Source organism: Enterococcus durans NBRC 100479 = LMG 10746 (assembly GCF_001544215.1).
In the GTDB taxonomy this organism is placed as follows: domain Bacteria; phylum Bacillota; class Bacilli; order Lactobacillales; family Enterococcaceae; genus Enterococcus_B; species Enterococcus_B durans.
Window position 1 is genome coordinate 1 of record NZ_BCQB01000061.1, and the last position, 14107, is coordinate 14107.

The following is a 14107-nucleotide window of genomic DNA, read 5'->3' on the forward strand; positions in this document are numbered from 1 at the left end:
TGCTAAACATCCCATATTCAGATAAGGAAGTAGGTAATTTGGATTTTCTCGGATTGATCGATTCCACTCAGAGTTTACAATAATGGGAATGATGCCTATCGTTCGAATACAGAAGCTAATCTATGTATTAGAGAACCTTCATATCTACTTCACTATCATTTCACGATTAAAACCGTGGGCTTTCTCGTTCAGAAGTTCTGTAAATCGACCATTTTATCCTCCGTTCATCGATGATAATAGTAATAATCGTATTCACTGCTTTTCTTCACACCGTTATAAACGATACCTAATATATTGGCTTTTGCAATGGCTAAAAGTTTTTTTGCTTTCAGTAGATCTTTTTTGATCCTTTTTCGCTCACGAACGACTAGCACTACTCCATCTGTTTTGGCTGATAATATTTGGGCATCAGTTACCGAGGCTACAGGTGGCGTATCAAAAATAATCAAGTCATATTGCTTTTTTAGCTCCGCAATGATATCCATCATGCGTTTAGAATCCAACATTTCTGAAGGATTTGGTGGTTTAGGTCCACTTGTCATCACCCATAAATTGTCGATCATCGTTTCAACAATACATTCCTGAATATCCTTTTCTTTGGAGCCTAATAAATTAGTTAATCCATTAATATTTGACAAATGAAATGTTAAAGCAACACTAGGTTTTCTTAAATCCGCATCTACTAGTAAGACTTTCTTTCCACTATTCGCAAAAACTACCGCTAGATTTGCTGAGGTTGTCGACTTCCCTTCACCTGGACCTGATGAAGTAACTACCAATGTTTTCAACTCTTGATCAATTGAAGTAAATTGGATATTTGAGCGTATCGCTCGGTATTGCTCAGGAATCGTAGCCGTTTGATCTGCTACGCTGATCAGCGAAACAGGCATAATCATGTTTTTCTTTTTCATCCAAATGCTCCTTAGACTTGATTTTGTTGTATTCGACTCTCTTTATTTCTTTATTTTCTGTTGTTTTATTTGTTACCTGAACAGCTCGTCCTTTATCAAGTTCTTTACTATTCATTTCGTTGACTGTACCCAAAATAGGAAGTGCAAGTGTTTCTGTAATAAAACGTTCATCTTTGACTGTTTTATCAAGAATTTCCAGTAAAAATACAATTCCTATCCCTAATGCTAGACCAAACAAACCTCCAATAACCATGTTTAATTTTTTATTAGGCGAAACTGGCATCGCATTACTTTGTGCCTGTGAGGTGACTGTTACTCTACTCACATCCAAAACTTCTGTTGCTTTTTCTTTGAAGATCGTTGCAAGAATATTGGAAATAGCAGCTGATTTTTCCGGGTCATCAGTCGTTACCTTTATTTGAAACATCTGAGAATCCGCTGACTGGATGACATTTATCATCTTCGTCAGTTCACTTTTTGTCGCTTGGTAAGTTCTCTCAGACAATAATTTTTCATTTACTGCATTGAGGACGACATCTCATAAAATCATATCTTTATATGTATTAATCAACAGTACATTCGCATTTACATCTGATTGAAGATTCACAACCGTACTATTATTTTTTGATTGAACGATCAATTCAGTTGATGCACTGAATTTAGGTGTAATAAAAAAATGAGTGACTGCCAATGCCCCTGCCAATCCTACTACTGTAGTCAGGATGATCAGCAATAATCGCTTCTTCAATAAGATGAACATTTCTCCCAAGCTGACCATTTCTTCCATTCTTTCGCCACCTTTTCTACTTAATTTTTACTAGTTATTGTTTTTCGTCTGGTATATTCACTCCCCCAAAAGCAAATGATACTAATGAATAATACAACTCCTCCCCATTTGATGAACATCAAAATAAAATGATTCACATATGTCGTAAAAAAAAGATAAAGCGTTTTCGAAGAAATCCCTATTCTTTCAACGATTTGGTTTACATATAAAATAAGCGGAAGTGTCACTAACATTAAACTTGAACTACAAAGAATGTATGCTAAATAACGTAATACTCGATGCCAAAAACGTCTATTCAGAGAAAGGATGAACGCAAACAAACTGAAAGATACCGTCAAAGAAAACACAATGAATAAATCAATCATTTTTTTATAAGCAAGCAATTTCTTCCCATATATATTGAGCGAACGCATTTCAATTGCTTGTTGTACAGCAGTCACAGCTGCTGTTTGTAGTGTCTCTACCGTTAATTGGACTGGTCCATCAAGTGGATAATTCTTATTTTTTGCATAATCCACAATTTTTTCTTTCACTGTTTGTTGCACTACGCTTGATCCTTTTATTTGAAAAGCTGAATCTGAATACAAACTATGAATATAGCTCATGATGTTCTCTTCGACCTGTTTTTCTGTTACTACACTACTCAATACGTTTTCTGGGATATTGCTTCCTCTTCCAAGGTCACTTATCGTATGATTGATCTCAGCCGTTACTATTTCAACATAATTTGACGATGCAACAGTATTTTCCATAAATAGTGGATTACATAATGTCATTCTAATAATTGTCAAAGTACACGCAAAATACACACTAAGAGAGCAGAGAAACGCTACGATCATTCTTGCTACTTTTCGCCATTTTTTTTGCTCATTTTCTATTTTTCCAAAAATAAATTATCCACTTTTATTCTAAATATTTTGAATAACGAAATACAATTTCCAAAACGTTTAGATGATCTATGTAATAATTAACTTCGGCGACTCCTCCTTACGCTCTAATCTAACTTGAGAAAAAGCATACCTAAAATTGAGATATTTTTACCCAGATAATCATTGATGTTCTTGAATCAATGGACCTTTTATAAGATCAGCAAAAACGAATAGTCGTTGATCTGTCAGCCCAATACTATCGATGGGATAGCAAGTATAAAGGATCAATTTAGGTTGCTCTTTTTGTGTCAGTAATAATTTGATTTCTTCAGCATTTTTATCAAGCACGACTATTTTATAAATCTGATAACTATAATCGCCATAACTTGCTTTTATTTGAATCACATCACTTTTTTTTATTGCGACCAATTTACCAAATTCATCTGCATTATGCCCTGCAACTAGAGTAGTCCCAAATTCGCCTGGATAGACCGAACCCATATATTGTCCAGCACCTTGACGTAGTATTTCAGCTGAATCTCCGTAATACAAAGGCGCATCCAGACTTACCGAGTCTGCTACTACTCTTCCATATCGATAACCAGCTCGAGGATAAACAATTTGACTGGAAAAAATTGTTTGTTCATTGGTTTCGATCGTTTGCTTGTCTAATTCAGGCAATGTCTGCTCATTTTTTTCAAATTTTGGAAGCTCAGACAGAAGAAATAGTTGTAACGAAGACGAAGTAAAATGGATGACAGGTCGCCCTACGATATATACGAGAGAGTAGCCACACAGCAAGAAAAGGATTGGGATCGCTATCATCCCCCCGATTCTTTTTAATTTTTTTTGTTTTCTATGCAAGTTTCACTTTCTTACCGATTATGAGCGCTCCTGTTGCGGTCAATAGCAATAAGCTAATTGCAAGAAAACTAGATATATGTACTGCGCCCGTTTGTTTGATTGGCTGCTCCGAACTAAAAACAGCTGAAGTCGTACCGTCTGGATTTTGAGTGCCTAATTCGACATGTCCCTCATTCCAACTTAGAACAACCAACCCCAACACGTCTGCTGATTCTGTGATAAGTCGCTGAAGTTCTACAACAGAATCTCTCGGAATGCGCTTAATTAATTCATCCAAAGAATGAACATTAGACAAGTCGATATCTAAATTTTTGATCAACGATTTTGCTTGCCGAATATTATTGATCACAACCAGTGTTTGCGATTCCGCTAAATCATTTTGCTTTAAATAATTTTCTGTTTGTGTGATGTATGTTTCTGGAACTTGAAATTCATTTCCTTGGACTTCAAGTTTCTGAGTTAATTCATCCAAAATCAATTGCTCTTTTACCGAAATAGCCCCAGCAGCAGCTACAGAACTCGTAAAAAAGAAACTTAGTAACACTACTAATACATACTTTCCAACGTTTTTCATTTTGATTGGACCTCCTTTTTTTAAATTTGAAAGGCTTATACCCCCGAAATAAAAAAATAACATATATAAGCATCTCTACAATTTTATATTAGCATATACCTTTCTTTAAGACAATTGGGTAAATAACGAATTCAAAAATAACAAACGCAATAAAATAGCTATACACACAAAAAATAAAAATAGAAAATGAATTCCAACTCTTTTTAATAAATCACAATACAAATATTATCAAGTATTATAAAAATAACAACAATTACTTTAAAAAACGGAAAAATAATCGTATTATTTATATAAAAAAAGCGAAAGAATCTCATAAAAGACTAAAACTTATCTTATCCTTAGTTTATCTGTTATTTATATTTTATGTACGTATCGATCAGAAATTATTCGAACAAAAATTTCCATATCAAGAAATTTTTATTCCCATTTTTTTGATTTTATTACTTCTTCGATTTTTCTAAAAACCTAATTATTTATATGAGTACTAAGCGCACCTTATTCCATCGTGATAAAAATATTTTGACTAACTATTTCCTTGACCCTCTCAAAGAGAACTAGATCATGAGCACGTTGGTTGTAAATGGCCTGAAAAACGTGACGGATCAACCATCACAAAACCCCTTATAGAAATCATGCTCGTTGAATGAAGTAGAATATAAAAAAGTATGTGGGAAAAATCTAAAAATCAGTTTCGCTACAGACTCTCGAATAAACAAGTCAGGTTTTTCGGAAATTTTAAAAAAAAGAACGTGGAACAAAAGTAAGAAACACTTTTGTTCCACGTTCTTTAAAAACGCATAAACGGTGGGAGCGGCAAAGCCTTGATAGATACGTTTTAATTCAATATCAAACTAGGGTCTGCATTCAATCGATAGTCTGCAAAATGTTTCTTTTGTAATTCGACATGTGCAGCTGCTCCGATCATTGCTGCATTATCCCCACAAAGTCTTAATGGTGGGATACATAATTCTATCTCTGGTAAGGTTTCAGTTAGCGTTTGTTCAAGTGTTTCTCGTAATCCCTGATTAGCGGCTACTCCTCCAGCGACGATTAGTTGCTTCACAGGGTACTCTTGACAGGCTCGAATCGTTTTGTTTACCAAAACGTCGATCACACTTGCCTGAAAACTGGCAGCTAAATCATTTTTATCAAGTTTTTCACCACGTTGTTCTGCATTGTGCACAAGATTGATAAATGCGCTTTTTAACCCACTAAAACTGAAATCATAGTTATTTTCATGGATCATTGCTCGTGGAAAGTGATACGCATCTTGACCTTGGTGGGCTAGTTGATCGATTTCCTTGCCGCTTGGATAACTCAAGCCTAAGACACGACCTACTTTATCATACGCTTCACCAGCTGCATCATCTCTCGTTTCTCCAATGATTTCGTAGTCGCCATCTTCTTGCATGTAAACTAGTTCTGTATGTCCACCACTGACTAGTAACGCAAGTAATGGAAATTTAAATGGTTTTTCGAACCGAGCAGCATAGATATGACCTGCCATATGGTTGACAGGGATCAACGGCAAATGATTTGCCCAAGCAAATGCCTTAGCAGCAGAAATTCCAATCAATAATGAACCGACTAGACCTGGTCCATACGTAACTGCTACAGCACTTAACTCTTCAACTGTGACTTTCGCTTCTGTCATTGCTTCTTCAATACATAAAGTGATCTGTTCTACATGATGACGGCTTGCAACTTCAGGTACGACACCGCCAAACCGCTTATGGCTGTTTATTTGTGAGGCAACAATATTCGATAAGATCTCGTTTCCGTTCCTTACGATCGCTACGCTCGTTTCATCACAACTTGATTCAACTGCGAGAATCAATTCTTCATTCATTTTATCGTCTCCGTTTTTAACTTTGTACTCATAATAATCGCATCTTCTACCGGATTGTGGTAATAAGATTTTCGTTTACCTAACATCCGAAACTTCTCTGATTCATAAAGTTTTCGGGCGGGTGTATTGGATAGTCTTACTTCTAAAAAGACTGTATACGTGCCCGCTTTTTTCTCTTCAGCCAATAAAAATCTTAACAGAGTTCGCGCACAACCTCTATGTTGCATCGCTTTTGCCACTGCGATATTTGTGATTTCCGTCTCATCCATTACGTTAGAATAACTTAGAAACCCTTGAATTGTCGAATGTTCGACTAATATACAATAATCAGTATGCGGCTGAAGGATATCTGCTAAAAACTGACTCTTCGTCCAAGGCGACCCATATTCATAAGCTTCTTCGCAAAGGGTCCATAAACATTCCGCCAACTCTTCTGGTTTAAACTTATTTTTTTTATAAATCACTAGTTTCACTCATTTTCTAAAAATTTTACCATGTCTAAAGCGTCTTCGTTCGTTTGAGTATAGTAGCCTTTTCTTACTTTACGTGATTGGAACCCTAATTTTCGATAGAGTCTTTGCGCATCCTGATTACTGATCCTGACTTCTAAAGAAAGAGTCTCACAGCGATTCATTATAGCAAAATCTTCTATTTCGTCAATCAGTTTCGTTCCAAGATTTTTTCGTTGATAAGTTGGGATAACAGCAATATTCGTGATATGGCAATCAAACCCAAAGATTCTTGCACCAATAAAGCCTATAAGTTCGTTTCCCTGAAACACTCCCAGATATAGATTTAAAAAAGGCGATTTCATTTCTGATAAAAAAGCACTTTTTGTCCAAGGCAGCTCTCCGTCATATACAGCACGTTCAACCGCTAATAAATCTTTCACATCATTCGGATTCAATTCTTTGAACTGATAGGCTTGTCCTTTTATTTCTACAGTTTTCGTTGAGAAACTCTTTTTTTCGTAGAACAAACTTCTGGCATATGCTTTAAATTTTTTCAACATAACTTTCTTCTCCGGGACTATGAGTCTCTAACCATTTTTCTTCTGCTTCCACTTTCTTTAAGTAGCGCGGTAAAAAGTTTTGGATATCTTCAACAGGATCATCAGCGGCACCCATTTTAGCTATAGTCGCTCCATTAGGTATGTTCCATTCCGCAAGGCGATTGATTGTTGCTTCTGGTAAGTTTTCAGCAATCTCTGCAGAGAACTTTTGGCAGTCTTCCCCGACAAACAAAATAGATTCATTCGATCCTTTTAAATGGTCAAACAGCTCTGCTAGCGAGATATGTGTATCTGCTAACACTGTTTCAAGATCCCCATTCTTTTGACGATAGATTGCACTATAGACATTTTTTCTTCTTGCGTCGAAAATAGGCACGATAAGCCCTTCAATTCCGCTACAATTTGTTGCAATAGCCTTCAAACTTGATACACCGACTAATTCTTTCTTTAATGTATATGCTAATGTCTTAGCTGTAGTCACACCGATCCGCAATCCTGTGTAGGAGCCAGGTCCTGCCGAAACAACGATTCGATCAACTGCATCGGGTGTCAATTGGATTGCTGAAAACAATTGATCGATAGTTGGCATCAAGCTGATACTATGATTCTTTTTTACATTGATTTGTACCTGACCCAAAATGTGATTATCATCGATCACTCCAACTGCTAAAGTTTGATTGGCTGTATCTATTCCTAATGTAATCATTTATTTATTCCTTTCTACTTACTACTGTCGTTTTATATTGTAGCATACTTCTAGCAAAGAAAAGAAAAAAGAATTTCAGCAAAAAAAGAAAAAAAGTTGTAACAAATACACAACTCTTTTCCTTATTTATACTTATTCTATTACTTACTGATTGGGTTCGTTGATCCTCGCAAGATGAGATCCGTTCCGACAATTATCTTTCTTGAAACAGGAGATTTTTCATTCATCCCTTGAACCAGTGTTTCAACTGCAAGCTCTCCCATCCATTCTGTATAGACCTTCACCGTTGAAAGTGGCGGAGAAACATATTTTGCTACACTGACATCATTAAAACCGATCAGCGAAATATCTTGTGGAACTCTATAATTTTTTTCCGTAATAGCTTTTAATGCACCGATAGCTAATGCATCATTTGCCGCAAACAGCGCAGTTGGAACTTTCTGATGATTTTCTAAATGTCCCTTCATCACTTGGTACCCGGATTCTACGGAAAAATCTGCTTCGATAATTGTCCCCTGCAATCCCTCTGCAGCGATAAGCTGTTTGAATGCACTGCTCCTCGGATCACTGACTCTTTGGCGGCTCTTTTTTGTATACTCTTTGCCAGCAAGCATCGTGATCTCTCTTACCCCTTGATTTTTGAAATAATCAATGATCTTTTTAATACTTGAAGAGAAATCAACGATCAAAGAATTGATACCGTGATTGGTCCCATCTGAATCAACTAAGAGAAGGTTCGCTTGTGATTTTTTCAATTCCACTAATTGATGTGTATCGAACTTACCTAAAGCAATTGTTCCATCTGCTGGCTTCTCACTTACCGAATCCCACGTTTCTTTTAGTAGCGCAATATTCAACTCTTCCGCTTTCTTTTCAATCCCCAGACGGATCGCAAGATAATACAGATCTTCTAATTCTTCCTGATCATTGTACCATTGGATCAGACGCACAGTTTGTTTGCTTGCAGAACCATTTCTAAGATGCTTCGTATAATTCAAACTTTCTGCGACCTCAAAAATTTTTTTCTTTGTCTCTAAAGCAACTGACAGCTCGCTATCATAGTTAAGAACTCTCGAAACGGTAGCAGGAGAAACACCTGCCAACCGAGCAATATCTTTAATTGTTGCCACTGTCTCTCCCTCCTCTCCGTTTTCCATCCATTTTCTTATAACCCTGCAGTAAAGCGTTCAAAAGCAGCTTGTCCTTCTTCATCACGTTTGAAAACACCCGCGTCTTCTAATACACGTGCAAAAACTTTTCCTACTGCTTCAAAGACGATATTGTCCACTGATTTCTCAGTCAATTCTGGGTGTTCAGCTTTGAGCTGATCCGCCCATTCCACATGATAATCCGCAATATGATGGTCTTTTCCTAATAGATAATTTTTAACCTCTGCTAATTCTGGTTTTAAGCGTGGCGGTAAAACTGCTAGCCCCATGACTTCGATTAAGCCAATGTTTTCTTTCTTGATATGTTGGATATCCCGATGTGGATGGAAGATCCCTTCTGGATGTTCTTCTGACGTATTATTGTCACGTAACACTAAATCAAGTTCATAATAGTTATCCCGTTTTCTAGCTATCGGTGTAATCGTATGGTGTGGTGTTCCATCTGGAGAAAATGCATTGACTTCTACTGCTGGATCAGAATAGTTCTTCCATTTTCCCAACACGCTTGTAGCCGCTTCGACTAATACATGTCGATCTGTCGCTTGTAAACGGATCACAGACATCGGCCACTTGACGATTCCAGCAATTACTTGCGGATAATCAGATAATTTGATCAATTTTTCTATTGGCGCTTTTGCCATTGGAAATTCATGACGCCCTGCTTGATAGTGATCGTGAGATAAGATCGATCCCCCTACGATCGGTAAATCAGCGTTTGAACCAACAAAATAGTGTGGCAAGACTTCGGTAATCTTCAGTAAACGAGCGAAAGCCTCCTTCGTAATTCTCATTGGCCGATGTTCTTCTGAAAGAATGATCGAATGCTCATTGTAGTAAGCATAAGGTGAGTATTGAAATCCCCAACTTTCGCCATCCAAGTTCATACGAATGATCCGATGATTCGTCCGCGCTGGATAATTCAAGCGCCCCTTGTATCCTTCGTTTTCCATACACAGCATACATTTAGGGTAATCAACTTTCGCAGCTTGTCTTTCAGCTGCAATTTGTTTGGGATCTTTCTCAGGTTTCGATAAATTGATCGTGATTTCCAGCTCGCCATAATCTGATGGGTAGGTATATTGGATATTTTTTGCGATAGCTCGGGTCTTGATGTAGTCATTTCGCTTGCTCAAATCAAAGAAATAGTTCGTTGCCTCTTCAGGGTCGTTGGCATAATGTTGCGCAAAAAATGCATTGACTACAGAAGGTGGAGGAGTCAAAAAGTCCATCAGTTGTGCTTCGAAAATTTCTTTTTCCGCTGTTAAGTCAGAAACTATTCCATTTTTTTGTGCTTGCTCGACTAAACGATCCAATAAATCCACTGAACCCTCATTGACGGAACGGACTTGGTACACATCCATTGCCTCTTCGCCGATCATGCCGTTGATCCTATTTTGTAGATAGATCCGGTCCATCTCCATCCATCCACCCGCTTCGATCGCTAACGTAGTAAAATCGCAAATCGTTTGACTGATTGTCATCTTTCCTCTACTCCTCGTAACCATTAGGATGGCTGACATGCCAATCCCAAGCAGTTTTAATAATTTCTTTCACGTCTGTAAATTTCGGCTGCCAACCTAAAATCGCTTGTGCTTTCGCACTTGAAGCGACTAATCGACTTGGGTCGCCTGCTCGTCGAGGAGCAATTTTTGCTGGAATTTCTTTTCCTGTCACTTCTCGAGCTGCTTCAAGCATCTCTTGCACTGAATAGCCTTGATTACTTCCTAGATTGAAGAAGTTGCTTTCGTTACCGGCTTTTAGATATTCTAAAGCTAAGATGTGTGCGGCAATCAGATCTTCTACTTGTACATAATCTCTGACGCATGTCCCATCTGGTGTATCATAGTCATCCCCATAAATAGCTAATGCTTCACGTTGGCCTAACGCTACTTGCAAGATGATTGGAACTAAATGGGTTTCTGGTGTATGATCTTCTCCTATAGAGGCATCCGATTTAGCACCAGCCACATTGAAGTAGCGTAAAGCGACATACCGCATTCCATAGGCATTATCACACCACTTCATCATTTTTTCCATCATCAGTTTGCTTTCACCATAAGGATTTTTAGGATTCGTTGGGGTACTTTCTGTAATCGGGAATTCTTTCGGCTCGCCATAGGTTGCAGCAGTCGAAGAGAATACGATATTTTTGACATCAAATTCATGCATGACTTCCAATAACACTTGCATACCATAGACATTGTTGTTGAAATATTTTAACGGTTTTTCGACTGACTCACCTACTAATGAACTAGCAGCAAAATGAAGAACTCCTTCAATCGTTTCTTTTTCAAAAACAGATTTCAAAAAAGTTTTGTCTCGAATATCACCTTCATAAAAACGTGCATCTGGATGGACTGCTGCTTTGTGACCAGTCAATAAATTATCCACCACGATTACTTCATAGCCTTTATTGATTAATTGATCCACAGCATGGGAACCGATATAACCTGCACCACCTAAAACTAAAATTGACATATGACCACTCCTTTTTCCTTCTTTTTAATCAAACATTTACTTCTTGAAGAGCGTGGGACAAAAGTAAGAAACACTTTTGTCTCATTCTTCAAAAACGAATAAACGGTGGGAGCAGAAGCAACTCCTTCTTAAAAAAGCCGAAATCCACAAAAATTTGAAAAGCAATTTTCGTTAATTTTTCTTATTTGTCGGAGTTAAACACTTCTGTCCCAGCCTCTTGTAAAATGCTTTCTTTTTATTTAGTAAATTTATAATAAAACATTTAGTAAATTTTTTCAACCATTAATTGCAAAGGTTTTCAGTTTTTAGACCTCAGACTGGTCTTTTTTTCCATTTTGTTCCATAATAGAGGTAACAACTAATAAACGAGGTGTTTGAGATGAAAAAATTTGTATCAGGTATTTTAGTAGGTAGTCTGGCAACAGCTGCTGCAGTTGCTGGTTTAGTCGCTTCAGTCAAAAAAACAGTCATTGATCCAATCGATGAGAAGGAAGCAATGATCGAAGAAAATCGAAAAAAAGCAATGCGTAAACGTGTTTCTCGCTAATTTTGCTTTAAGAAAAGACCTAAGAGACGCCCTTTCTTAAAAGAGTCGTACTTTTAGGTCTTTTTTTTATATCCTTTTACTCTGCAATATATGTTGTGCGATTCGGTCGATTTGTCTTAAATTCCAAGGATCAGTGTAAGGTCTTGAAACGGCAGCCGTCAACCAATCTACGCCTTCAACTGGGATACCGATACAATAAACCGTCTCCTCTATCTTTCCTTTTTGGTTCACAACTTGGTTTGTTCCTCGAATGACATCAACTGCATTTGTATGGTACTGTTTTTTCTGGTCTTGATAAGTATACGAACGAATAAGCTGATTATTTCTTAGACTCTTTAAAGCTGGGTTTTCTGTGTAAAGGAGGTCATTTTTAGGTACACGTGCTTCAATCAAAAACCTACTTTTGACCGTTACACCTTTATAATCTACAGAAAAACAACCTTCTGACATACGGATATCAATAGGGGGCTCGACCAAATGAAAAATCCCGGCATCAATCAGAGCAGCTAGTTCTCTTGTTCGAATTGCTGGTGGGCCAATCGTAAGAAACGCATTCAGACGAGTGAACCAACCCCATAACAATTCTTCATATTCCTTTACTGTAAAAATTTCCCATTCGATCGCTTGCCGTATCGGATCACGCCAATCTTTCAATGCATCGAATGTCGACGCAATCGCACCTGTACAATTTCCCTTTAAAGCTTCATTGATCTGATATGCAATAAACTGTCTGCTTGCTGGTATAAAATCTTGACTAGAACTCAATGGGTCAGCAAAGAAATCCCACGACCAGTGATAAGACATTAGCTCAGGGTACTTTTGTTGCCACAGCTCTTCTTTATCAGAAAGAAAGTCTTGCTCAAATACGGCACTTGAAATCTCTAACTGATATTCTTCAATGATTTTTTTGTAATAAAACAATTCTGTATCCTTTTTCAATAATTCAAAAAATAAGGTTCCTGTCAATTTCTTCGAATGATACAGTTTTGACAGATTTTCTCTCGTGATCAATCTTGGTAAAGCCATAGCACCTCCCTGTTTTTGGTTCATTCCCCGAGGAAAATAAGGAAGTCCTTTTCTCGAACCGCAATAGACAACTGGTTCCAACCCAGAAGGATGATAAATCAATTTTTCCCCTTTATCTTCAAAATAACCGCCACGGCCAATTGTGAACAGCCCTACGTAGTCGAAAAAACTTAATCCTAATCCTTTCAAAATGACATTTTCTTTTGATGGGATCGATTGAACAGGAACGTCTGCCGGATTTGCAGGGGGCTGATAGAATAAGTTCTCTTTCATTGCGTGATCATAAAGTTTCTTCTCTTCCCCAGTCAGTTCATTTTCCCAATGTCCTGTAGCCAAAACCAATTGATCTACCATAAATACTTGTTTGTCCGTCTCCAGTTGATACTGCTGCTCTTTTTTTTGGATTTCAGTAACTAGCCCTTTGACCAAAGTCAGATTTTTGGGGTATGCTTCATTTAATTGTGTATAAAACCAGTGCTGATAGAGTCCGTAAAAGCAGCGGGAACATTGTTCATCCTTTTTTAACTCCCTTGATTCCTTGATAAACTCAGCTTTCATTGGTATATTTTGCTGTTCAATGAAGTCAACTGCGTTTGTCTTACTCCATTGATAAAGATTGGGACCAGGGGAAATAACTCCTCCGCTTGATAACGTTTCATCAGTGAAAAGTGTCACTTGTTGAGATACAGAATTCATTAGTAATTCAGAAGGTTGATCAAGTCGCCAGACTCTGCCGCCCGGTCCTACTGGATCAAATAGAATAAGTTCAAGTGCTTGCTCATTTGCCCCATTGCACAACAATCGTTCAGCCATGCTCAATCCTCTTGGTCCACCGCCTACAATGCCAATTTTCATCCACCGATACTCCTCTCAAGATATTCTTTCAATACGACCGCTTGATTTTGTTTTTCATCCTTTGCGCCATAGACTAGCGTCACTACCGGATAAGTTTCAAGAAGCAACTTTAACTGGGTGATTGCTATCCGTTTTTCTTCCTCTTTTGTCAATTCCTCGCTATATCGTTTAGAAAATTCTGCAAAATGCTTTGGATCATGTCCAAAAAACTTTCTTAATTCTGTACTCGGTGCAACTTCTTTGAGCCACAAATCAAGATGTGCTTTTTCTTTCGATATTCCTCGAGGCCATATGCGATCAACTAAAACCCGAACCCCATCATTTTCTTCTCTTTCTTGATAAATTCTCTTTAATTTAATCATTGACTCCACATTCCTCTTCTATTTCGATCATAGCATAAATGATTCAAATCATAGTCGATTTTGTCCAATCCTACAAAAACTGATCATAAAGAAAAAGT

16 protein-coding genes are annotated in these 14107 nt (G+C 37.5%); 1 reads left to right on the plus strand and 15 read right to left on the minus strand.

Annotated features, from left to right (window positions below; translation table 11 throughout):
* Window positions 1-224: 224 nt before the first annotated feature.
* From ED2_RS12635 to galE, 13 genes are all read right to left on the minus strand, one after another.
* Entirely contained in the window at window positions 225-911 is a 687-nt protein-coding gene (locus tag ED2_RS12635) for a CpsD/CapB family tyrosine-protein kinase (protein WP_025481319.1), read from the minus strand.
* Complete coding sequence (locus tag ED2_RS12640; protein WP_227644978.1) at window positions 841-1416, minus strand: YveK family protein; 576 nt, start codon at window positions 1414-1416, stop codon at window positions 841-843. Before ED2_RS12640 ends, ED2_RS12635 begins: the two co-directional genes overlap by 71 nt.
* A gap of 33 nt (window positions 1417-1449) precedes the next feature.
* Window positions 1450-1698, minus strand: coding sequence for a Wzz/FepE/Etk N-terminal domain-containing protein (locus tag ED2_RS16140; protein WP_016176449.1), 249 nt, complete (start codon window positions 1696-1698; stop codon window positions 1450-1452).
* Between the two features lie 20 nt (window positions 1699-1718).
* Complete coding sequence (locus ED2_RS12645; protein WP_231373180.1) at window positions 1719-2474, minus strand: hypothetical protein; 756 nt, start codon at window positions 2472-2474, stop codon at window positions 1719-1721.
* 273 nt (window positions 2475-2747) lie between these two features.
* Window positions 2748-3392, minus strand: coding sequence for a class D sortase (locus ED2_RS12650; protein WP_016176447.1), 645 nt, complete (start codon window positions 3390-3392; stop codon window positions 2748-2750).
* Window positions 3393-3423: 31 nt separating this feature from the next.
* Window positions 3424-4005: a hypothetical protein gene (locus ED2_RS12655; protein WP_016176446.1), complete on the minus strand. Its 582-nt coding sequence runs from the start codon at window positions 4003-4005 to the stop codon at window positions 3424-3426.
* A gap of 835 nt (window positions 4006-4840) precedes the next feature.
* Complete coding sequence (tsaD, locus tag ED2_RS12660) at window positions 4841-5854, minus strand: tRNA (adenosine(37)-N6)-threonylcarbamoyltransferase complex transferase subunit TsaD (RefSeq protein ID WP_005875963.1); 1014 nt, start codon at window positions 5852-5854, stop codon at window positions 4841-4843.
* Window positions 5851-6318, minus strand: a complete 468-nt coding sequence (rimI, locus tag ED2_RS12665; protein WP_025479857.1) for a ribosomal protein S18-alanine N-acetyltransferase — start codon at window positions 6316-6318, stop codon at window positions 5851-5853. The genes tsaD and rimI (ED2_RS12665) overlap by 4 nt, the downstream gene beginning before the upstream one ends.
* A gap of 5 nt (window positions 6319-6323) precedes the next feature.
* Window positions 6324-6866: a ribosomal protein S18-alanine N-acetyltransferase gene (gene rimI, locus ED2_RS12670; RefSeq protein WP_005875967.1), complete on the minus strand. Its 543-nt coding sequence runs from the start codon at window positions 6864-6866 to the stop codon at window positions 6324-6326.
* Entirely contained in the window at window positions 6850-7572 is a 723-nt protein-coding gene (gene tsaB, locus ED2_RS12675; RefSeq protein ID WP_005875969.1) for a tRNA (adenosine(37)-N6)-threonylcarbamoyltransferase complex dimerization subunit type 1 TsaB, read from the minus strand. Before tsaB ends, rimI (ED2_RS12670) begins: the two co-directional genes overlap by 17 nt.
* Window positions 7573-7712: 140 nt before the next feature.
* Entirely contained in the window at window positions 7713-8702 is a 990-nt protein-coding gene (locus ED2_RS12680) for a LacI family DNA-binding transcriptional regulator (protein ID WP_016176445.1), read from the minus strand.
* Between the two features lie 35 nt (window positions 8703-8737).
* On the minus strand, window positions 8738-10222 hold the full coding sequence (galT, locus tag ED2_RS12685) for a UDP-glucose--hexose-1-phosphate uridylyltransferase (protein WP_005875973.1): 1485 nt from the start codon (window positions 10220-10222) through the stop codon (window positions 8738-8740).
* A 7-nt stretch (window positions 10223-10229) separates the two neighbouring features.
* A complete protein-coding gene (gene galE, locus ED2_RS12690; RefSeq protein WP_005875976.1) occupies window positions 10230-11219 on the minus strand; it encodes a UDP-glucose 4-epimerase GalE in 990 nt (329 codons plus the stop codon).
* Between the two features lie 379 nt (window positions 11220-11598).
* On the opposite strand from galE, the gene ED2_RS15160 reads away from it, so the two are divergent.
* Window positions 11599-11766 (plus strand): DUF3042 family protein, encoded by a 168-nt coding sequence (locus tag ED2_RS15160; RefSeq protein ID WP_002288457.1) that lies wholly within the window; start codon window positions 11599-11601, stop codon window positions 11764-11766.
* A gap of 66 nt (window positions 11767-11832) precedes the next feature.
* On the opposite strand, the gene ED2_RS12695 is transcribed toward ED2_RS15160, so the two are convergent.
* Complete coding sequence (locus ED2_RS12695) at window positions 11833-13647, minus strand: FAD/NAD(P)-binding protein (protein ID WP_016176444.1); 1815 nt, start codon at window positions 13645-13647, stop codon at window positions 11833-11835.
* Complete coding sequence (locus ED2_RS12700; protein ID WP_005875980.1) at window positions 13644-14009, minus strand: DUF488 domain-containing protein; 366 nt, start codon at window positions 14007-14009, stop codon at window positions 13644-13646. Before ED2_RS12700 ends, ED2_RS12695 begins: the two co-directional genes overlap by 4 nt.
* Window positions 14010-14107: the final 98 nt, after the last annotated feature.

Bases quoted from the DNA above. Each gene is read 5' to 3' on its own strand.
- ED2_RS12635 (WP_025481319.1), bottom strand. From the start codon at position 911: ATGAAAAAGAAAAACATGATTATGCCTGTTTCGCTGATCAGCGTAGCA.
- ED2_RS16140 (WP_016176449.1), bottom strand. From the start codon at position 1,698: ATGGAAGAAATGGTCAGCTTGGGAGAAATGTTCATCTTATTGAAGAAG.
- ED2_RS12645 (WP_231373180.1), bottom strand. From the start codon at position 2,474: ATGACATTATGTAATCCACTATTTATGGAAAATACTGTTGCATCGTCA.
- ED2_RS12650 (WP_016176447.1), bottom strand. From the start codon at position 3,392: ATGATAGCGATCCCAATCCTTTTCTTGCTGTGTGGCTACTCTCTCGTA.
- ED2_RS12655 (WP_016176446.1), bottom strand. From the start codon at position 4,005: ATGAAAAACGTTGGAAAGTATGTATTAGTAGTGTTACTAAGTTTCTTT.
- tsaD (WP_005875963.1), bottom strand. From the start codon at position 5,854: ATGAATGAAGAATTGATTCTCGCAGTTGAATCAAGTTGTGATGAAACG.
- rimI (WP_005875967.1), bottom strand. From the start codon at position 6,866: ATGTTGAAAAAATTTAAAGCATATGCCAGAAGTTTGTTCTACGAAAAA.
- tsaB (WP_005875969.1), bottom strand. From the start codon at position 7,572: ATGATTACATTAGGAATAGATACAGCCAATCAAACTTTAGCAGTTGGA.
- galT (WP_005875973.1), bottom strand. From the start codon at position 10,222: ATGACAATCAGTCAAACGATTTGCGATTTTACTACGTTAGCGATCGAA.
- galE (WP_005875976.1), bottom strand. From the start codon at position 11,219: ATGTCAATTTTAGTTTTAGGTGGTGCAGGTTATATCGGTTCCCATGCT.
- ED2_RS15160 (WP_002288457.1), top strand. From the start codon at position 11,599: ATGAAAAAATTTGTATCAGGTATTTTAGTAGGTAGTCTGGCAACAGCT.
- ED2_RS12695 (WP_016176444.1), bottom strand. From the start codon at position 13,647: ATGAAAATTGGCATTGTAGGCGGTGGACCAAGAGGATTGAGCATGGCT.
- ED2_RS12700 (WP_005875980.1), bottom strand. From the start codon at position 14,009: ATGATTAAATTAAAGAGAATTTATCAAGAAAGAGAAGAAAATGATGGG.